The organism is Gimesia algae, assembly GCF_007746795.1.
Taxonomy (GTDB): Bacteria; Planctomycetota; Planctomycetia; order Planctomycetales; family Planctomycetaceae; genus Gimesia; species Gimesia algae.
Genome location: NZ_CP036343.1, coordinates 2651009 through 2672215 on the forward strand (window position 1 = coordinate 2651009; position 21207 = coordinate 2672215).

The following is a 21207-nucleotide window of genomic DNA, read 5'->3' on the forward strand; positions in this document are numbered from 1 at the left end:
TTCGAAAGTCAGGTATCCTTAAAATTTATCGTAAAATCAGTGCCTGCTACGGCGCCGCTTTATTCAAGAAGGATTCAATTTGTCCGGTGTACTGGAAGTCATTGTACTGACAACGCTCGCGGGTATCACCATTCCGCTGGGTGGCTTTCTTGCCAAAATCGAACACTTACATCCCCAATGGCTGGAAGACGAGTTTCGACACTCAGTCATCGCCTTTGGTGGCGGAGTGCTGTTGGCTGCGGTCGCTCTGGTGCTGGTGCCGGAAGGCATCTCTGAACAACCACCCTGGATTGCCTCCCTCGCCATTTTATCGGGTGGCATCTGCTTTATGTATTGCGACATTTTCCTGGCAACCCATCGCAGTTCTGCGGCGCAGCTGCTCGCCATGCTGCTCGACTTTGTTCCGGAATCTCTGGCATTAGGCGCCTCTTTTGCCACCAACAGTCAATCAGTCGGACTGCTGCTGGCCATCCTGATTGGACTGCAAAACCTGCCTGAAGGCTTCAACGCCTATCGAGAACTGGATAGTTCCTCAACCATGAGAAAGTCGGTCATCCTACCCGGTTTTTGCCTGCTGGTCCTGCTGGGCCCTGCTTCAGGGTTAACAGGTTATTACCTGCTGTCTTTATTCCCCAGACTGGTGGGCCTGATCATGCTCTTCGCAGCGGGAGGCATTCTCTATCTGACATTTCAGGATATCGCACCCCAGGCGCAAATTGAGCAACGCTGGGCTCCCTCACTGGGTGCAGTGATTGGTTTTGTTTTCGGGCTGGTTGCTCAAATGATCATCGCCTGACCATCAGCAGAACTTCGTGTAAGTACTGCTTCCTGGATTCCGACTGTTTACTCTTTGACATTCCCATCTATAGTGGATTGGTGTCTTATCAGACCTGGAATGACACGTTGGCAGAAGTGGTCCGCACGCTCGTTGGCGTGCTCGCCTGACATTGGTCACTTGTCAATACAGGTTTGATGGTCCACTGGTTATCATCTGTATTCAAGTATTTCTGACATTATTATAGAAGGGATGAGCGTGCTGAACTCCAATCCATCGAAACCGAGTTCCGCTGTCTGGAAATCTCTGGAAACATTGATTGCCATATTTACGATCATTATGATCACCGCCCATTTAATTCTGCGATTTGGAACAGGTAGCTCTGAACTCGTTCAGAATCTACCGCTCTGGTCCGTATTGGCGCTGGGAGGGACTCCGCTGGTCTGGGGACTGCTGGTCAAAATGGTTCATCGAGAATTCGGTTCTGACCTGCTGGCGGGAATCTCCATCGTCGTATCCGCGTTGCTCGATGAATATCTGGCTGGCTCTCTGGTCGTGCTGATGCTGTCCGGCGGAGAAGCCCTCGAAGCGTATGCCGTCCGCAGCGCTTCTTCTGTCCTGCAGGCACTCAGTAATCGCATGCCTGCGGTCGCCCATAAAAAAACGGATGCGGACATCGACGATATCTCTCTGGATCAGATCGCCATCAATGATACGATTGCCCTCTTCCCGCATGAAATCTGTCCCGTTGATGGAATTGTCATCGAAGGACATGGCGTAATGGACGAATCCTATCTCACGGGGGAGCCTTACATGATGTCCAAAACGCCGGGCTCCCAGGTACTGTCCGGAGCCATCAACGGCGAAGCGGCTCTGGTCATCCGCGCGGAAAAACGAGCCGTCGACTCCCGCTATGCCAAAATCATGCAGGTGATGCAGACCTCCGAACAACATCGCCCGCGCATGAGACGTCTGGCCGACAGACTTGGCGCCTGGTACACCCCCCTGGCAGTACTGATTGGACTGGCTGCCTGGGGACTGTCCGGTGAGCCAGTTCGCTTTCTGGCAGTCATGGTAGTTGCTACTCCCTGCCCGCTGCTGATTGCCATCCCGGTTGCCATTATTGGATCCATCTCCCTCGCCGCGCGGAGGGCCATCATTGTCCGTGACCCTACCGCGTTGGAAACGGCGGACACCTGTCGCGTCATTATCTTCGATAAAACGGGAACTCTAACTTATGGAGAGCCTCATCTCACCGACCAACTCTGCGCACCGGGCTTCGATCCGCTGGAAGTCCTTTCACTCGTGGGTAGTCTGGAACGTTTCTCCAAACATCCCCTCGCCGGGGCGATTCTGAAGACAATGCAGGAAGCAAATGCGGTCAGCCATGAAGCCACGGAAATCAGCGAACCCCCGGGACAGGGGATGCAGGGAACCGTTGCCGGGCATTCTGTGCAGATCACCAGTCGTAAAAAGTTGCTCAAACAGCAGCCGGACCTGGAAACGCAACTCCCCCCACAGGCAGGAGGCCTGGAATGTGTGAACCTGATCGATGATCAATACGCCAGCATCTATCGATTTCGTGATACTCCGCGAACAGATGGCCATTCTTTCATCTCGCATCTTTCACCACGACATCAGATTCAGAAAACCATGCTGGTTTCCGGCGACCGGGAATCAGAGGTACGTTATCTGGCCGAGCAGGTCGGCATTGAAAATGTCTACTTTAGCCAGAGTCCCGAACAAAAACTGGAAATTGTCAATGCGGAAACCAGTCAGGCGAATACGATCTTTGTCGGCGATGGCATTAATGATGCACCTGCACTCATCGCAGCGACCGTCGGCATGGCCTTTGGTCAAAACAGTGATGTGACTACCGAAGCCGCCGATGTGATTGTCATGGACAGTTCACTACAGAAGATTGATGAATTCCTGCATATCAGCCGCCGTATGCGGCGCATCGCATTGCAAAGCGCCATCGGAGGCATGGCTTTGAGTATGTTGGGGATGCTGCTTGCTGCCTTTGGATATCTCCCTCCCGTAGCCGGTGCGCTCTCTCAGGAGGTCATCGATGTGCTTGCCGTACTCAATGCACTGCGTGTTGCCATTCCGCTCAAAGCACTCATTGATTTCAATCCCGAACGCCCCGTCTGATCTGATCTGCAGAATCATGTTTGCAACGCTTCACTTCGCTTCAAATCGCACGGCAGGAATTCCGTTCGCATAGGAAATCACATAGCGACCATCCGAAGTCGGATAGATCACATCCTGCTTCAGCTCAAAATCGGTCGGCGACTGACGCAGGCGAAACTTCTTTTTCCCGGGGATCATATAAGGGCCACCATATTCCACAATCATCTTTGTCCGGTCACCCAGTGAATGTCCCGTTGACTTGAAGATCACTCCATCCAGATCCGCCTGCGTGACAAATTTGGCTTCGACGTCCAGTTCCGCCGCCTGCATATTCTGAACCATCTGTTTTGCATCCTCATAAGGACAGGTCGTATCCCCTGCTCCATGGATAACCACGATTTTCCCTGCATGCCCCATCGTTTTCATGGCTTTCAGATGATCCGGATTACCAATAAAACGAAGTTCCTGTGCCCCGGGTGAAAGATAATCAGCTGAGTTTTGATCCCGACTGTAGCGGGCATCCAGACTGCTCCCCCCCGGCAGATGAAAGGCGATATCATCCGAGAGACGAGGCATCCCACAGATATCAACCACACAGGTAAATGTATGTGGTGCAAACTTATTACACATCAGGGTCACATTCCCCCCTCCCGAGCCACCGGCAGAATAAATCCGACGCGAATTAAATGGGATGTTCTGTTCGTTCAAAGCATGGAATACATGTGAAAGTGCCCGTAATGCATCGATAGCCTGCAGATAACCAAAATCATAGGGAGCCCCTGACTGATTTTTCCAGGAACCACTCTGCACATAATCCACCGAGATGACAATCACATTCAACTCTTTCGTGAGCACTGCCGGATTTCCAGCTCCCGAGATATTCGTACCACCCCAATTATGCAGATTGAGCATCAGTCCGGTATCGGCATTCACATTCTTCAGTTCTTTTCCCGGATAATACAGATACACTTTGACCGAGCGGGGACCTGGTTGAAACGGCCATTCCTGAGTCGCGATAGAAAAACTACTGTCGCGTTCAGGTAATTCTGCTGCCCGCAACTCAGTACACACAAATCCAGACAGAAAGAGAACAAGAATAGAAAACAGAAATTGGATCATGAAAAGAACTTTCATTGAAAGCGACGACACAGAAACGGATTTACGGGAATTCAACAATCGATCGCTTGACGCTCCCCCAGAGATCGATCATGGTAAATGAGTCCCGCAGAGTCAACACTGACAATACTATATCAGGAATTAGCCGATGACTACGCTGCCAATTGTCAAACCTCAGGAAATCAATCTCGACAGTCAGAGACTGCAACAGGCGGGAAGTTTGCTGAAAGAGTGGACTGCGGAAGGCAGCGTTCCCGGAGCGGCCATCGTCGTCGGGCGGCACGGTAAAATGATCGAGCCACAATTCTTTGGAAAACAGGGGCCTGAAAAAAACGCAGAAGACATTCGATCTGATGGCATGTTTCTGCTGGCTTCCATCACTAAACCAATTGTCTACATGAGTGCCCTGCGTCTGGTGGAACGAGGCGAACTTGTCTTGTCTCTGCCCGTCACACACTATCTTCCCGATTTTGCGGCGCACCATAAAGAATCTATTCTGGTTCATCACCTGTTTACCCACACTTCCGGTATGCCTGATATGCTGGAGAACAACGTCGAACTCCGCCAGTCCAGAGCCCCTCTCAAACAGTTTATCCAGGGTGCCATACACGATACCGTCCCGCTGTTTCAACCGGCGGGAACTGGACTCAGCTATCAGAGTATGGGAACTCTGATCGTAGCAGAAATTGTGCAGCGGCTGACTCGAAAAACGATTGCGCAGCATGTTCGAGATGAAATCATCAAACCACTGGGCCTGCAGAATACCTGGCTGGGACGGGGAGACTTCCCCCGTGAACGACTGGTCCGCGTCGAAACGCCGGAATACCAGATTGGTTCCAATTTTGGCTGGAACAGTGATTACTGGCAGTATCTGGGAGTCCCCTGGGGGGGCATGTTCAGCTCTCCCGCAGATATGGCAGTTATCTGTCAGTGCATGCTGGATTATGGCGAAGTACAAGACCGACGTCTGCTCTCCCGTTCCATGCTGGAGATGGCAACAACCAACCGATTGAATGACTATCCAGATCTCCCTGAACCCATTCGCCGATCTCAACCCTGGGGACTGGGCTGGCGATTAAATCATCCCGGTCAGTCCGGAAGCTGGGGAAACCTGCTCGACCGCAGTGTATTTGGACACACAGGCGCCACTGGAACCATGGTCTGGATGGATCGCCGCCGCGATGGATTCGCAGTACTGCTGACAACCGCCATTCGTTCCCAGGCTCCCTGGCGCCTGGTAAAGCTGTCGAACATGATTGCATCTGCGTTTCAATAATCAGAATTGCTGTCCAGAAATACGTGACACACTTTAACGATAAATTAAAGTCTGACTCCTTCACATTACGATGGAAATGATGACCGTTGCTTGAAATTGCTCGAATTCTTATTCACATAGGTAAAATAGTTCAACTGGGTCCTGAACTATTTTGTCAGTGGATCAGTTTTTTTCATATTAGAAATTGATGAATTCACATTCATTAATCAGACTAATGCACTATACTGGGACACATCCATTTTAAAGAACGCATCTTCAATGCACTTATTCCTGATAAGAATGAACGGGAAGAGGTAGATTTAAACCGGATTACTGCTGAGATCATCTCGCCGACTCAGTAACACATCAGCACGAAACAGACACCTTTGAATACCAGATGCCAGGCATTGATTATGAACTCTGTGATTCCTGTTCTTGACCCCGCGTCTCCGCAGGCAGAGGCCATTAACAATTTATTTCTTCAGGTGTTACTTATCAGTGCCGTCATCTTCGCGATTGTGTCAGGCTTAATTCTGATCGCTATCTCCCGTGGTCGACGTCGTGACACACTGCCAGAACAGGATTTCGGCAGCGAACGATCTGAAATCTTCTGGATGATTGGTCCTGTGATCATCGTCATCTGGCTGGTTGCCATCAGCGCGAATCTGGTCATCACCCTCAACGCCATGCCTCAGGCTGACCCCGATGGAAAGACCAATTTTAATGATGTCGATCTGATCGTGACCGGTCATCAATGGTGGTGGGAAGTGAAATATCCCAAATCGGGGATCATTACTGCGAACGAAATTCATATGCCCGCGGATAAAGACAAAAAATTCCGCATTCTGGTTACTTCTGCTGATGTGATTCATTGTTTTTGGGTCCCGCAACTGGGACGTAAGATCGATGCCATCCCCGGACGAGATAATTATATCTGGCTGCAGGCCACCAATCCGGGCTCGTACCAGGGACGCTGCTCCGAGTATTGTGGTGCTCAGCACGCCTGGATGAATTTCAAAGTCTATGCAGAGACAGATAAAGAGTTTCAGACCTGGCAAGCCAATGAGAAACAGGCGACCGAAAAGTCCCGATTACTCTCTCCCCTGGCCACTGACGGCAAAAAGTACTTTTTCCAGGCAACCTGCCCTCAATGCCACACCATTCAGGGAACGGAAGCGGATGCCACGATCGGTCCAGACCTGACGCACTTTGCCAGCCGGAAAGAAATTGGTGCAGGCGTCATTAAAAACACATCAGAAAACCTGGCTTTGTGGCTCAAAAATCCCCAGGCGCTTAAGCCGGGATGTAAAATGCCAGACTTCAAGCTGAGTGACACAAATTTAAAACAACTCGTAGCTTACCTGGAGACACTCGAGTGACGACAGGATCCGTCGAACAAACACAACTCACGATGCTTGAACCCCAGCAGACTTCAACGCGTATGCTGGACTGGGTCAGTACGCTTGACCATAAACGCATCGGAATCATGTATATCCTGACCGCCGTATTCTATCTGGCGGTCGGAGGCTTCGAAGCCCTGCTGATGCGCATTCAACTGGCTTTCCCCAACAATACGTTTCTTTCACCGGAAATGTTCAATCAACTCTTCACCATGCATGGCACGACGATGGTCTTCCTGGTCGGTATGCCAGTCTTAACCGGCTTTGCCAATTATTTCGTTCCCTTGATGATTGGCGCCCGCGATGTCGCGTTTCCCCGTTTGAACTCCTTCGGATTCTGGATGTTCTTTTTCGGGGCTGCCTTGTTGCACTTCAGCTTTCTGACCGGGTCGGCGCCGAACGCCGGCTGGTTCAGCTACGTGCCCCTCTCTTCGAAAGCTTACAGTTCCCTGCAGGGTGTCGATTACTGGATCATCGGGTTGCTCATCATGGGCATCGGCTCCGTCTCTGGAGCGATCAATATTTTTGCCACGATTATCAATCTGCGAGCCCCCGGCATGAGTCTGCAGCGCGTCCCCCTGTTTGTGTGGATGATGTTGATGCAGACGATTTTAATCATCCTCGCCCTGCCGGCACTTAACTCGGCGCTCGCCATGTTACTGATCGATCGCTGGCTGGGCTCCGCCTTTTTCGATCCCACCCGAGGCGGTTCTGCGGTCCTCTGGCAACACTATTTCTGGATCTTTGGTCACCCCGAAGTTTACATTCTGATCCTGCCTGGCTTCGGCATGATCTCAGAAGTCATTCCCGTCTTTTCGCGAAAACCGATTTATGGATACACCTTCGTCGCAGCTTCGTCGGTGGCGATTGTGCTGTTGGGCTACGGTGTCTGGGCGCATCATATGTTTGCGGTTGGCCTGGGCATGTATGCCGACATCTTCTTTGCTGTTGGTTCACTGCTGATTGCCATCCCCACGGGAATCAAAGTCTTTAACTGGACCGCTACATTATGGGGGGGAGAAATTCAGTTCAATACCTCTCTCCATTTTGCAGTCGCGTTTCTGCTGCAGTTCGTGATTGGTGGACTCACGGGAATCATGTTTGCTGCTGTCCCCATCGACTGGCAGTTGACAGACACCTATTTTGTGGTTGCTCACTTTCACTACGTGCTGATCGGAGGACTGGTATTTTCGTTGTTCGCGGCAGCCTACTACTGGTTCCCGAAAATGACCGGACGCATGCTGAATGAGCGTATGGGAATCCTGCAGTTCTGGCTCTGGGTACTCGGATTCAACATGACATTCATGGTGCAACATTTCCTGGGCTTGATGGGCATGCCCCGCCGCGTCTACACGTATGCTGACAATCCCGGTTGGGCACTGCTCAATGGAATTGCCACTCTGGGTGCAGTGTTCATGGCCGTCGGAACTCTGGTCTTCCTCTGGAATATCTACAGCAGCTTACGCAGCGGTAAAATTGCCGGCGACAATCCGTGGGACGCCTTTACACTCGAATGGGCCACCACTTCGCCACCTCCTCCGGAAAACTTCACCGAAGTTCCTGAAATCAAAAGCCGCCGTCCGGTCTGGGACACTAATCATCCCGAACATGCTGACTGGAAGAGTGATAAGACTCCGGAAGACAAAGGCAGACGTGGCAACCTGGCCAAAATCGCTGCCTGGTCATTCATCGCATCCGAAGCGGTCTTTTTCCTGCTGCTCCTGGTCGCATACGTGGTCTTCAATACAAAACTCATGGCACCGGTGGGCGAAGCCAGTTCCCCCGAGACGCTGTCTGATGTGACTTCATCCGTCTTAGACGTCAAACGGACCGGCATCTTCAGCCTGTTTCTGATTGCCAGCAGTATCACCTTTTGGATCGCAGAGCGTTTTTTGAAAGCCGGAAAAAAGTCTGCGTTTGTCTTTTCCCTGGGACTCACCATTCTGTTGGGCATCATCTTCCTCGCCGGTCAGGTGTGGGAATATACGGGACTCCTGACGAGTGATATCAGTATCAATACAGACCTGTTCTCAGCGACTTTTTTCACGGTGACCGGGTTCCATGGAATTCACGTGACCGCCGGCGTGATTGCTTTGTTTGTCATGCTCCTGATGGGGCTCAAAGGTAATTTGTCATCTGAGAAAACACACGTCTTCGGAGCCGTCGGCGTTTATTGGCACTTTGTCGATGTCGTCTGGATTGCCGTTTTTGGAATTATTTATCTGGGGCTTCTGCAATGAGTTCGTATTTCGATCTGACAAGCGAATTATGGAAGTGGAATTCACCCGTCTGGCTATTGGTTTTCACACTGGCTGGGCTCTATTTCCGGTTTCAGAGAGGCGCGACAGGAAAACGTGTAGCAGCATTCACTGCGGCAATGTTAGCTCTGACATTCGCCTACGTCTCTCCGATTGGTGTTCTCTCGGACGGATACCTGTTCAGCGCGCACGTGATTCAGCATTTACTGCTCCTGTTGATTGTCCCTTTATTTCTGCTGCTCAGTCTGTCTGAATCCGCCATGGAATCACTCTTCAGCCGTCCCTTGATGAACCGGCTGGGATCGGTGATCGCTGTCCCCTTCCTGGGCTGGCTCAGTGGCCTGGGAGTGATGTGGTTCTGGCATATTCCATCCTTCTGCAACGCTTCAACCGTCAACTACTCACTCGGAATTTTTCGGGATGCCACCTTCCTGCTGGCCGGTCTGGCATTCTGGTGGCCCGTCTTTTCACCTGTGAAACGGTATCATTTGAATCCATCGGTGGCGGTTGCTTATCTCTTCTCTGCCTGTCTGGCCTGTACGCTGCTGGGCATCTATATCACGTTCACCGTTATCTCGGTCTGTCCCGCTTTTGCCAGCCCCGTGGATCGAATCGGCATCCTGAATCTGCTCTACGATCAGGGATTAACGCCTGCTACTGACCAGCGACTGGGAGGACTCCTGATGTGGGTTCCCCCCTGCTCACTGTATGTGACAGCGATTATGGTCGTACTCAAACGCTGGTATACTGACATCGCATATGTCCCGGCTCCACAGTCGACGGCAACACCAGGTTCTCTCAGGGAGGCACATCAGTGAATCAGTCCGATTTACCCGAAACACAATCTGAAGAAACCACGGAACCGGAACTGCAGCCCACGTATGCCCCGGCGACACTCGCTTTTGGGATCATGTTTATGTTCTGGGGAATTCTGACACACTGGAGCATGTCACTGATCGGGGTCATGGTCATGGTCGGCGGCATCTGGTCCTGGATGAAAGAGATCAACAGCTCATGGAGTGAAACGCCTTGAATACCGAACAACCTCAGTCAGATCAACCATGTTGCCAGCAACAGCAACGCAGAACGTTTCTGACCCGCCTGTCAATCGGGTTATCAGCGCTGATTGGACTCATTATCACCTTACCCGGAATCGGCTTCGTTCTGGCACCGGTCTTTCGTAAACCAAAACAGCTGTGGAGAACGGTCGGCAAACTCGAAGACTTCAAGGTGGGCGGATTCGTGCTCGTACAATACGAAGACCCCTCCCCGGTCGTCTGGGCTGGTGTGACGGCCAAAGCGGGTGCCTGGATCAGGCGGGCCAGCGAATCTGAATTCATCGCCTTTTCCATTAACTGCCGACATCTGGGCTGCCCGGTTCGCTGGGTTGAAGACCCGCGTCTGTTCATGTGCCCCTGTCATGGCGGTGTTTATTATGAAGATGGAACCGTAGCTGCTGGACCGCCCCCCGAACCACTGGATCGACTGAAAGTGCGTGTGCGTGATGGTCTGGTGGAAATTGAAACGACACCCACACCTTTGACGCTGACCAAGTTAACCTGAAAACCACTTTTGATGAATAGCGAGTATCCGGCTGAATGAGTGACAACTTCCTGACTCGAACCTGGAACTGGATTGACAATCGAATTGGTTTTTCCGATTACATTGTTCCGCTTATGGTCCATCTCGTGCCCGACAACGCCCGCTGGTGGTATATCTTCGGCAGCGCCACTCTATGTGCCTTCGTGGTCCAGGTGCTGACCGGAATCAGTCTGGCCATGTCCTATGTTCCCGGCGGTGAAAACACTTACGAAAGCCTGGTTTACATTACAAATACAGCACCGCTGGGCAGTCTGGTTCGCGGCATGCATTACTACGGTGCCTCCGCCATGGTCATGCTGGCCGTCATTCACATGGTGCAGGTCTACATGCACGCAACCTATAAGTACCCGCGCGAAATGAACTGGATGAGCGGGGTCGTGCTGCTGTTCGTCGTGCTCGGCATGGCATTCACCGGTCAGTTATTACGCTGGGACGCGAACGGCGTCTGGTCTGTGACCGTCGCTGCGGAAATGGCAGGGCGAACCCCTATCATCGGCCCGACACTGGCTCACTTCATACTCGGTGGCGAAACGGTCGGCGGTTCCACCATCACCCGCTTTTTTGCCATGCACGTTTTCATCATGCCAGCCCTGATTTTTGCCGGCATCGGATTGCACATGCTGCTGATCATGAGGCATGGGATCTCCGAAATGCCCGATGTCAAAGAACCGGTTGATCCGGACACCTATAAAGAAGAATACGAAAAGCGGATTCACAAAACAGGCGTCCCCTTCTGGCCTGATGCCATGTGGCGGGATATGATCTTTTCCACGATCATCGTGGCTGTCATACTGGGCTGCTCCATTTTCCTCGGGCCGCCCGCTCTCGATCCGCCTCCCAATCCCAGCAGTATCAATGCAAACCCACTACCCGACTGGTACTTCCTCTGGTACTTCGCCGTGCTTTCACTACTGCCTCCACAACTGGAAACCTGGGTCATTCTGGGCGTGCCGATCCTGGGCTTTCTGGGACTCTTCTTCCTTCCCATGATCTCCAACAAAGGACACCGGGCTCCTTCCAAACGTCCCTGGGCCGGCTTCACCGTGATCTTCGGATTTGTCGCCTTCCTGGTATTAACAATTTATGGATATAAAAAACCCTGGTCTCCCGACTTTGGCGTAAAATTTCTGCCAGCTTCCATCGTAGGCACCGATCAGGGACCACTGGCCGAAGGCGCTAAACTGATGCACATTAAAGGCTGCCTGTATTGTCACGACATCGGTGGCTATGGCGGACACCGCGGTCCTGAACTGACCGAAATAGGAAAACTGCTGACGCGCGATGATTTGATTATCCGCATCAACAATGGCGGCCATAATATGCCCGCCTTCGCCAGTTCGATGAGTGATCAGGAATTACAGCTGATTGTTGATTTCCTGCTGACACGGGGAGTGATGCATGAAGACAATACTCAGAACACTTCTTCTCCCTGATCACAGTTGATTACGAGTGATTCCATCGAGTTCAGATCAATTTAGCCATCACTTCTGACAGGTAAGTTCCATGAGATATTCGGCGTATATCCTGACAATCGTTCTCGCTTTGCTCTGCCTGATCCTCGGGCTGACCGTCGATGGGGATTTTCTCTGGGCTCTGCTCGTCTTGATTCCCCTGGCCTTGCTGGGAACCTGGGACCTGATACAGACGCGTCACAGTATCACCCGTAATTACCCGATCATTGCTCACATGCGTTTCCTGCTGGAAATGATCCGTCCGGAAATTCATCAGTATTTTATCGAAAGCAATATCGATGGGCGTCCCTTCAATCACGATGCCCGATCTTTGATTTATGAACGTGCCAAAAACATTGATGGTTTAAAACCTTTTGGAACCGAACTGGATGTTTACGGCGAAGAATACGAATGGCTCAACCATTCCATGGCCCCTCGTCCAAAATCAAAAGAACTCTTCCGTACCACCGTCGGCGGCCCTGAATGCAAGCAGCCTTACTCCTGCTCCATTCTTAATATCTCAGCCATGAGCTTTGGTGCGCTCAGCCCTAATGCCCTGCTGGCATTAAACGCGGGTGCCAAGAAAGGTGATTTCTATCATTGTACGGGCGAAGGGGGAGTCAGCCCTTATCACCTCAAAAATGGGGGTGACCTGGTCTGGCAAATCGGTACGGGTTACTTTGGCTGCCGTAATAACGATGGGACTTTTAACCCTGATCTGTTCCAGGAACAGGCGGCTCATGAATCCGTCAAGATGATCGAAATCAAAATCTCCCAAGGCGCCAAACCAGGACATGGCGGCGTCCTGCCGGCTGCCAAAATCACTCCCGAAATTGCCTCTACCCGCAAGATTCTGATGGGGCAGGACTGTATTTCTCCCCCCGGCCATAATACCTTCAATACGCCCATCGGTCTCTGCGAATATATTGCCCAACTCCGCGAACTCTCGGGCGGCAAACCGATTGGTTTCAAACTCTGTATCGGCCACCCCTCTGAATTCCTCAGCGTCTGCAAAGCCATGCTGCAGACAGGTATTCTCCCCGACTTCATTACTGTCGACGGAGGTGAAGGGGGAACCGGGGCAGCGCCGCTGGAATTCTCTGATAACATGGGAATGCCTTTGAAAACAGGTCTGATCTTCGTTCACAATGCACTCGTTGGCTGTAATCTCAGAGACAAAATTAAAATCGCCGCCGCAGGAAAAATCAGCTCGGCCTTCACCCTGTCCCGTGCCCTGGCGATCGGTGCCGACTGGTGCAACTCCGCCCGTGGCTTCATGATGGCAGTCGGCTGCATTCAGGCCCAGTCCTGCCACACCAATGAATGCCCCGTCGGTGTCGCGACCCAGGACCCCGGACGTCAACGTGCCCTGAATGTCGGAGATAAAAGCGAACGCACGTATAATTTCCACCACAATACGATGGAAGCACTCGCGGAAGTCATCGCTGCGGCAGGTCTCGACCATCCCGATGAACTTCGCCCCTGGCACATCTATCTCCGAAGCAAACGCACCGAAGTTCTTTCCTACCACGAAGCCTTCGATTTCCTGAAACCAGGTGAACTGCTCAACGAGTGCCCTTATCCCGTCTATAAAAAAGTCTGGGACCTGGCTTCCGCCGAAACATTTGAAACACACCACGGTTAAACAGCACTCCGGCTGACAGCCTTTCAACACCTGCAATCTCAGCTGATCTTTCATCAAAAAGATTGCACTCCGTTCCTCCATAAAATCAGATCGTTGGCACAGATCATTCCGGTACCAATCCGAATACTGTTCAGTGGTATTCCATCAATTCTTTGATACCATCCCCGCATGGTTACCACACTCATTGGACATATTGACTCAGACTGCTTCTACGTAAGCTGCGAAAGAATCCGATCTTACAGCCTGCGTGGAGTTCCCTGTGGTGTGCTGGGTAACCAGGGAGCCTGTGTCATCGCCAAGAGCTACGAACTCAAAGCCTATGGTGTCAAAACCGGACACCCCATCTGGGAAGCCAAGAAACTCTGCCCGCACGCCGTTTTCGTGAAGCGGGATTTTCGCTGGTACGAAGTCATTTCCCGGCGACTGCTCGATCTGCTCAAAACCGTCAGCCCCCTGGTCGAATATTACAGCATTGATGAAATGTTTTTCGATGCCTCCGAGCTTCAGCGATATTTTCGACTCCCCCTGGAAGCTGCCACCCGGGCTTTGCAGACACTGGTTCAGGAACAAATCGGCGTCCCGGTCTCGATCGGAATTGCTCCCTCCCGCTCCCTCGCCAAACTGGGCAGCGATGCCGCCAAACCGTTCGGCATTCAGGTGATTGAGCGAGACTGTGAACGGTTTCTTCGCTCACAACCTGTGGGAGAACTATGTGGTATTGGCAGCCGCAGCGAGCGCAAACTCCGCGACAGAAACATCCATACCTGCTGGGACTACCGTCAGGCAGATCGCCTGCTGATTCGTAATCTGCTCACCATTAAAGGGGAAGCCCTGTGGTGGGAGCTGCGGGGCGACGCGGTCAATCCGATTCAGACCACCCGCCCCCCTCACAAGGCGATTGCCCGCGGCGGTTCGTGTGGCGGAAAGACTATGGATGCCGACCGCATTCGCGCCTGGGCGGTACGAAATATCGAGCGCCTGATTGAAGCCCTTGATCATCACCGCGTCTATGCCCGGCACATCAGCCTGCAGATCGACGCCAATAAAACCGCACTCTGGCTGGGCCGTACACCGCTGGCGGTCCCTTCCGCCTCCTTTCGCATGATTTATGATGCGGTCATGCCCATGCTGGCGACGGCTCCCACCACGCACCCGGTCAGCCATATGCATATCATTGCCGAAAATCTGACCTGGCGGGACCGGATCCAGAAATCGTTATTCTTCGAAGACGCGCAAAGCCCCCTCGATCAGATCAAACGGGACATCAATCAAAAACTGGGCCGGTTTGCCATTCGCAGCGCCGAGACGCTGCCGCTGCATGAAATCTACCACGACGCAACACACAACTACGACATCTGTGATATTTCTGGAAAGATGTGCTTCTAATGTGCACCGGAATCACCATTGCCTGGCGGGACATCCCCACCAGACTCATTCGTAAACACCAGCTCGACGAACGCATCATCCAGCGATCAGAAACAGCAGACAAAGAAATCCTGTTCATGCAGCGGCATCGCCAGCCCCTGCTCCCCGTCTTTTACCAGGGAGAACTGCGGATCCTTCCCTGGGGCAATCGACAGCGTCACAGCAACGCCCCCCTCGCCTGGTGGTGTGAAGTCGCCACCCTCGAATCAGGCGCCTGGTCCATGTACCACCCCGAACCGGTAGAAATCCTCGCGAACTTCGGCCTGGAACGCGGTGTCTGGTTTCAGATCAGAGAAGGCATTCAAGGCGTCCTCATTCATGACCAGCACGAACAACCCTGCGTCTACCTGCTACTGCAACCCGCGTCCCACTACTACCAGGTCATGACCGGTTATCACCGCGAACCGGTTTTTCTAGGTGAGCAGATTTGAGAACACCAGAAACATTTCGACCCGACCAACGAAAACTAATCTATTGAACACAGGCTCATCAGGCGATATACTCCAGCAAAAGCCCCATCACTCAGGAGAGATGATTATGAACGGATATCGCTTCTATACTGCTGCCAGCCTGCTGTTACTCACGGCGCTATTCACCGCCTGCCAGAAGTCAGCACCTGCTCCTCAGGAAGAATCTGGTGTGAATGCTGAAACCGAGATCATTCCCGAACCGAATGCCGGCTCCGAAAAACCGCAGCTGACGGTCGCTATCAGCGTTGACATTGCTCCTTATGTCATGAAAAACGCGACCACCGGCATCGAAGTCGACATCGCCACCCAGGCACTCCCCGGTTACCAGCTCAACTTTATTCAGTTGCCTTATGAGAAACTGCAGTCGGCGGTCGCTCAAGATCAGGCCGATATGGCGCTGGGCGTACAGAAATTTAAAGACGTCGAAGGTATTTTCTACTCCGAAAATTTCATCGACTTCGTGAACGCGGCAATCACCAAAAAATCAGCGAACCTGAAAATCGAAAAGGTCGCCGATCTGGCTGACCATAAAGTGCTCACCTGGCAGGATGCGTACCTCGAGCTCGGCCCCGAATTCGAAAAGCTGTTCGCTCCCGACAGTCCGCAGCGTAAGAACTATGTGGAAGTCGCCGATCAGAGTGAGCAGGTCCAACAGTTCTGGGACGCTAAAGACGTTGTGATTGTGATTGACCGCAGCATCTTCAACGCCATCAGCCAGGCGAAAGGACACAAACTGAGTGAAGTTGACTATGCGTCTATTTTCCCCGAAGCCACCTATTTCAAAGCCAACTTCGAAGAGGCTGACGTCCGCGATGCCTTCAACGCCGGTTTGAAAAAACTCTGCAGTAGCGGCGAATATGCCAAGCTGCTCAAGAAATACAACATCGAACTGCCAAATACCATCTGCGATTCTAAAGCTCATCCATGACCGAGATCACTTATTTGAAAGGTGATGCCACCACGCCGCAAGCCAGAGGAAATAAAATCATCGCCCATGTCTGTAATGACCTGGGTGGCTGGGGAAAAGGTTTCGTACTGGCAATCAGTAAACGCTGGCCTGAACCGGAAGCAGAGTACCGTCAATGGCATCGGGACCGAGCCCAGAACAATTTCGCCTTGGGTGAAATACAGTTGATCAATGTCGAAAAATACATCTGGGTGGCCAATATGATAGGTCAGCGCGGCATGAAAATCGGCAGCAAAGGCCCGCCCGTCCGCTATCCGGCCATCGAACAGAGCCTGAAATCAGTCGCAGATAAAGCCCGGGAACTTTCGGCATCAGTCCACATGCCTCGCATCGGCTGCGGACTGGCGGGTGGAAAATGGGACATGATCGAACCACTGATTGAACAGACACTCTGTACTGCGGAGATCAAAGTTTATGTATATGACTTCGGCAAATAACCCGGACAGTACTCTCCGTTCCCTTAGTCGGCGGCACCAATGTCATTATTGAACGCGTCCTGCAGAATCCGGCGTTCGTGGCGTTGATGGGCAATGTAACTGGTAATCCAGTCGCGGAGTTCATCCCGCAATTCAGCCGCCAGCTGTTTCATCTGCTGCAGTGGTTGAGAATCCTGCAAACGGGCTCTCAGTTCGTCCAGCTTCTTCAATAGTTCGCAGCGTTCCTGATACAGGTTCCTGACCTGTCCCTGCCAGTTGGGATGCTCTTCGAGCACTTCTTCCAGGTAGCCCCCTTCATCCTGCAATTCGAATTCGCGAGGCATTGCTTTCAACAGCGTGTCGAGCACCTTTGAAATCCACTTCCAGGCCCCGGCATCGCCATCGGCTTCGTGCAGTAAATCCAGTAGGTCTCCTAACAGGATATATTCCAGCGCGGAAATTTCTTCCAGCGCGCCATCAACAAGACATGAATTTTTCCTGGCCATACTAAACTCCTTGATTCGAAAAGAGACCACTCCGCGCAAGACGCTCTCTCTGTTACGGGATAGATTGATGTGACGTAGGCAACTCCTGCTTGAAATTTGCTGGATCAATCGGAAATGAAATTAGAACACTGTGATTTGCTGATATCAATTTACCATCCTGAAGAGAGCCCGTCAAAAAAACTTTTCGCAGACTAAGATTTCCACAGCCTCACACACAGATACTCGAATTCCATTTCCCTGAAACAGGAGCCTTTAAAACTATATGGTCTTAAGAGTTAAGGCATTCGCGGCGGAATGATTCCACCACAGCAGACAACTGTACCATCTATCACCGACAATCTGGCCGACCCGACACTGACATTGATTGATGTATGAAATCACCCCTCATCCTGTCGACTCCAGCACCCCGGTGTTCAATAGATTCACTCGCCTCATTCCGCTACACTAGTCTGTGTCCAGTTTTGCTGTAGCGTCTCTAGAGCTATTTGAACCGAGTATAATAGATCGAGTGACGCTATGGTTAAATGTGATGCACTCTAGACTATGACACCAGATAGATTGAACCTCTGCCCATAAGTAAACCAATAGCGTCAGGTTCCATTTGAAGCGGGATGAAAACCATGCCAACCACCACCGGTATGAAAGGGGGCGGCTATTACGATGCCAACTCCAGAGAGCAGCGTTCTGCATCCCAGATCTTTCTTCCCTGGCTGGAAGCAGCCATAGCCGATCTTCCTGAACCACCGCCACACCAGCAGTCATGGAATCTGCTCGACATCGGTTCGTCTGAAGGCGCTAATGCCATCTATACCACCGAACGGCTCATTACCGCACTACGCGAAAATAGTGATCTGCCCATCTGGGCACTCTTCGATGATTTGCCGACCAATGACTTTAACCAGATGTTCCTGAACCTGTTTCCCACCGGGAAATCTGTCATTCCTGCCAACGACGTTTATACCGCCGCTATTGGTGGCTCTGCTTTTGGACGACTGGTCCCGCCTGCCAGCCTGCATGTGGCGACTACATTTAACGCCATCGGCTTTTTTGAGACCCGACCAATAGCAGTTCTACCGGGATTTATCCTGCCCATGCGACCCAACCCTCAAGCGCCACGAGAAGGCGTGCAGGTCAGCGAAGACGAATTGATCCCGTTTCAAAAGCAGGCACATCAGGATCTCTGTCATTTTTATAGAGCACGAGCGGCGGAACTGGCTCCCGGTGGAAAGCTGCTGGTTCAAATCTTTGGGAGAAATGAAACCCATTCTACGGGTCATGGCATCTGTGATGTGCTCAGTGACGCCTTACTTGATTTTGTCGAAGCAGACATGCTCCCCCGCTTCTTCTATGAGAACTTTATCTTCCCTGCCTCATATCGAAATACCGCAGAACTGATCGCGCCGATTGAAAGCGAACGCGAACTGGCGTCAGCATTCCGAATCGAGCAGGTCGAGGCTCGCGATGTACCGGTCCCCTTTAATGATGCATTTACTGCGAATGAGGACCGGGCTGCCTGGGCAAAAAGTTACACCGGCTTTCTGCGCGCCTTTACAGAACCCGTTCTCGCTGCTGCCCTGCCGGATGGTTTACCCCAGGAAAATACCATCGAAAAAATCTATCACCGCATCGATCGCCTGCTGCAGGATTATCCTGATCGATACGAATTTCATTTTATCTCGATTGCTACTTTACTGACGCGACTTTAAATGCTTGATTTACAGGAAGATAATTATGGCCCCCGAACCATCTGAAACAAAATATAATCCGCTCACACCAGAAGAGGCTCGCGTCATTCTGCATAAAGGAACCGAGCGTCCCTTTATCGGTGAGTATACCAGCCTCAAATCAGCGGGAACATTCATCTGTCGTCAGTGCAACGCGCCCCTCTATCGCAGTGAAGATAAATTCGAGAGTCATTGTGGCTGGCCCAGTTTTGACGATGAACTGGAAGGCGCAGTAGATCGTGTCCCAGATCCGGACGGCTCACGCACCGAGATCGTCTGTCACAACTGTGGAGGTCATCTGGGTCACGTTTTCCTGGGGGAACGCATGACCGATAAAAACACCCGGCACTGTGTGAATTCAATTTCAATGAAATTCATACCCGCCGGTGAAGAACTGCCCTCCGTTATTTCAGCAGATAATTCCTGAATTTTCACGAGCTGCAGGAGAGCATCGAACAGCCGGGACGATTGCGGGCCCACTCCGGTCGCTTCCCGGCGTATTCTTCCTGCTCAGGCTGCTCATCATAAGGACGTCTCAACAGTTCCAGCAGCTCATTCACCAGGGAGAAATCGCCCTCTGCTGCTTTATCAATCGCCAGTTGCGCCAGATAGTTTCGCAGCACGTACTTGGGATTCACGCGATTCATCCGTTCCCGTCGCACCGCGTCTGAAGCCTGTTCCTCACGCAGACGATTTAAATATCGCTCCAGCCAGTCCGTAATTTTTGTACGCACATCACCCGTCAATTTTGCAGGATCGTAATAGGCATCCATCAGGGGAGCCAGCAACTCAGCTGCGTCTGACGCTGGTTCACATTCGGCTTTCAATAATGCCAGTCGACGGAAGAAAATTGTCATATCCGTTTCTACCAACTGCAGCACCTGCTGCAATTCTTCAATCAGAGGCAAATCAGTGTCCCTCTGCAATGAACTGAAACCCAGCTTCTCTGCCATCATCTGCTGGAATCCCTGTTCGAACCCGTCTACATATTCATCCAGAGACTTCTGTAGCGGTTCGGCATCTTCAATTAACGGAAAGATGGCATTCGCCAGTTGCACGAGATTCCACAGCGCGATCTGTGGTTGATTACCGAATCGATAGCGTCGCCCCGCGGCATCGGTGGTGTTGGGCGTCCAGTTAGGATCATAATCTTCCAGCCAGCCATACGGCCCATAGTCAATCGTCAGTCCCAGGATTGACATGTTATCCGTATTCATCACGCCATGCACAAAGCCGACGCGCATCCAGTGAATAATCATGTCCGCTGTACGACGACAGACTTCTTCGAACCAGCGCAGATAGACTTCGCGACCCGGTTCACCCAGCTCGGGGAAATCGGTGCGAATCGTATAGTCGACCAGTTTGTGTAACGGTTCAATTTCACCACGGGATGCGAAGATCTGATAATTCCCGAATCGCAGAAAAGAAGGCGCGACGCGACACACCACAGCCCCCGGCTCATGCTCGGGATTCCCATCATAAAACATATCGCGCAAAACCTGTTCCCCGGTAAGAACCAGACTCAGCGCCCGTGTTGTCGGCACTCCGAGATGATACATGGCTTCACTGCATAAAAATTCGCGCACGGACGACCGTAACACCGCCAGTCCGTCAGCAGTGCGAGAATAAGGCGTCGGCCCTGCCCCCTTTAACTGTAATGTCCAGTGTTCCCCTTTTTGATTGCGAACCTCTCCCAGGTTGATCGCCCGGCCATCTCCCAGTTGACCGGCCCAGTTCCCAAACTGATGCCCGCCATAACACATGGCAAACGGGTCCATCCCTTCCAGAACCTGGTTCCCGGCGAAGACCTCAGCAAACTCAGCTGATTCGACCGCAGCAGTGGAAAGATCTAAAAGATCCGCCACTTCTTTCGAATACGAGACCAGTTGCGGCTGACTCACTTTAGTAGGGATGACGCGGGAGTAACAGGCCTGGCTCACCTGCCTGCGGAAGTTCTCCGTCTCCGGATCAGCGGGCATTTCCCGGGTAAACTGGTTATCAAATTCAAGATCATGCAGATTTTTTATTGTTTGTTGACTGTTCATACCTGAATTCTATCAGCTG

At 51.9% G+C, this 21207-nt stretch carries 19 protein-coding genes; 16 read left to right on the plus strand and 3 right to left on the minus strand.

Going from position 1 to position 21207, the window contains the following annotated elements:
• Positions 1–79: 79 nt before the first annotated feature.
• Positions 80–796: a ZIP family metal transporter gene (locus tag Pan161_RS09620; RefSeq protein WP_145226217.1), complete on the plus strand. Its 717-nt coding sequence runs from the start codon at positions 80–82 to the stop codon at positions 794–796.
• A gap of 231 nt (positions 797–1027) precedes the next feature.
• A complete protein-coding gene (locus tag Pan161_RS09625; protein WP_232103679.1) occupies positions 1028–2929 on the plus strand; it encodes a heavy metal translocating P-type ATPase in 1902 nt (633 codons plus the stop codon).
• Between the two features lie 30 nt (positions 2930–2959).
• On the opposite strand, the gene Pan161_RS09630 is transcribed toward Pan161_RS09625, so the two are convergent.
• Positions 2960–4027 carry a DUF2920 family protein gene (locus Pan161_RS09630; protein WP_197995804.1) on the minus strand — a complete coding sequence of 356 codons (1068 nt, stop codon included), beginning with the start codon at positions 4025–4027 and terminating at the stop codon, positions 2960–2962.
• Between the two features lie 145 nt (positions 4028–4172).
• On the opposite strand from Pan161_RS09630, the gene Pan161_RS09635 reads away from it, so the two are divergent.
• The 12 genes from Pan161_RS09635 (at position 4173) to Pan161_RS09690 (ending at position 16934) form a co-directional block, all read left to right on the plus strand.
• Positions 4173–5300, plus strand: coding sequence for a serine hydrolase domain-containing protein (locus Pan161_RS09635; RefSeq protein WP_145226222.1), 1128 nt, complete (start codon positions 4173–4175; stop codon positions 5298–5300).
• A gap of 392 nt (positions 5301–5692) precedes the next feature.
• Positions 5693–6658, plus strand: a complete 966-nt coding sequence (coxB, locus tag Pan161_RS09640) for a cytochrome c oxidase subunit II (RefSeq protein ID WP_145226224.1) — start codon at positions 5693–5695, stop codon at positions 6656–6658.
• Positions 6659–6690: 32 nt separating this feature from the next.
• Positions 6691–8919 carry a cytochrome c oxidase subunit I gene (gene ctaD, locus Pan161_RS09645; RefSeq protein ID WP_390620747.1) on the plus strand — a complete coding sequence of 743 codons (2229 nt, stop codon included), beginning with the start codon at positions 6691–6693 and terminating at the stop codon, positions 8917–8919.
• Entirely contained in the window at positions 8916–9755 is an 840-nt protein-coding gene (locus Pan161_RS09650) for a cytochrome c oxidase assembly protein (protein ID WP_145226228.1), read from the plus strand. The genes ctaD and Pan161_RS09650 overlap by 4 nt, the downstream gene beginning before the upstream one ends.
• The gene (locus tag Pan161_RS09655; protein ID WP_145226230.1) at positions 9752–9970 is read left to right on the plus strand and encodes a hypothetical protein; all 219 of its coding nucleotides are present in this window, start codon (positions 9752–9754) and stop codon (positions 9968–9970) included. The genes Pan161_RS09650 and Pan161_RS09655 overlap by 4 nt, the downstream gene beginning before the upstream one ends.
• Positions 9967–10500 (plus strand): QcrA and Rieske domain-containing protein, encoded by a 534-nt coding sequence (locus Pan161_RS09660; protein WP_145226232.1) that lies wholly within the window; start codon positions 9967–9969, stop codon positions 10498–10500. The genes Pan161_RS09655 and Pan161_RS09660 overlap by 4 nt, the downstream gene beginning before the upstream one ends.
• A 35-nt stretch (positions 10501–10535) precedes the next feature.
• Positions 10536–11972 carry a cytochrome b N-terminal domain-containing protein gene (locus tag Pan161_RS09665; protein WP_145226234.1) on the plus strand — a complete coding sequence of 479 codons (1437 nt, stop codon included), beginning with the start codon at positions 10536–10538 and terminating at the stop codon, positions 11970–11972.
• Positions 11973–12042: 70 nt separating this feature from the next.
• Entirely contained in the window at positions 12043–13635 is a 1593-nt protein-coding gene (locus Pan161_RS09670) for an FMN-binding glutamate synthase family protein (RefSeq protein ID WP_145226236.1), read from the plus strand.
• Between the two features lie 168 nt (positions 13636–13803).
• A complete protein-coding gene (locus Pan161_RS09675; RefSeq protein WP_145226239.1) occupies positions 13804–15021 on the plus strand; it encodes a DNA polymerase Y family protein in 1218 nt (405 codons plus the stop codon).
• The gene (locus Pan161_RS09680) at positions 15021–15491 is read left to right on the plus strand and encodes a hypothetical protein (RefSeq protein ID WP_145226241.1); all 471 of its coding nucleotides are present in this window, start codon (positions 15021–15023) and stop codon (positions 15489–15491) included. The genes Pan161_RS09675 and Pan161_RS09680 overlap by 1 nt, the downstream gene beginning before the upstream one ends.
• A gap of 106 nt (positions 15492–15597) precedes the next feature.
• Entirely contained in the window at positions 15598–16458 is an 861-nt protein-coding gene (locus Pan161_RS09685; RefSeq protein ID WP_145226243.1) for a substrate-binding periplasmic protein, read from the plus strand.
• A complete protein-coding gene (locus Pan161_RS09690) occupies positions 16455–16934 on the plus strand; it encodes a macro domain-containing protein (protein ID WP_145226245.1) in 480 nt (159 codons plus the stop codon). The genes Pan161_RS09685 and Pan161_RS09690 overlap by 4 nt, the downstream gene beginning before the upstream one ends.
• Before the next feature lie 23 nt (positions 16935–16957).
• Here the strand turns inward: Pan161_RS09690 and Pan161_RS09695 are convergent, their stop codons facing one another.
• Entirely contained in the window at positions 16958–17419 is a 462-nt protein-coding gene (locus Pan161_RS09695) for a hypothetical protein (RefSeq protein WP_145226247.1), read from the minus strand.
• 620 nt (positions 17420–18039) lie between these two features.
• Between Pan161_RS09695 and Pan161_RS09700 the strand changes: the two genes are divergently transcribed.
• Both Pan161_RS09700 and Pan161_RS09705 read left to right on the plus strand, forming a co-directional pair.
• Positions 18040–19125, plus strand: coding sequence for a class I SAM-dependent methyltransferase (locus tag Pan161_RS09700; protein ID WP_145226249.1), 1086 nt, complete (start codon positions 18040–18042; stop codon positions 19123–19125).
• Between the two features lie 25 nt (positions 19126–19150).
• On the plus strand, positions 19151–19570 hold the full coding sequence (locus Pan161_RS09705; RefSeq protein ID WP_145226251.1) for a methionine-R-sulfoxide reductase: 420 nt from the start codon (positions 19151–19153) through the stop codon (positions 19568–19570).
• 4 nt (positions 19571–19574) lie between these two features.
• Here Pan161_RS09705 and Pan161_RS09710 read toward each other — a convergent pair whose 3' ends face one another.
• Positions 19575–21188 (minus strand): protein adenylyltransferase SelO, encoded by a 1614-nt coding sequence (locus Pan161_RS09710; RefSeq protein ID WP_145226253.1) that lies wholly within the window; start codon positions 21186–21188, stop codon positions 19575–19577.
• Positions 21189–21207 lie beyond the last annotated feature (19 nt).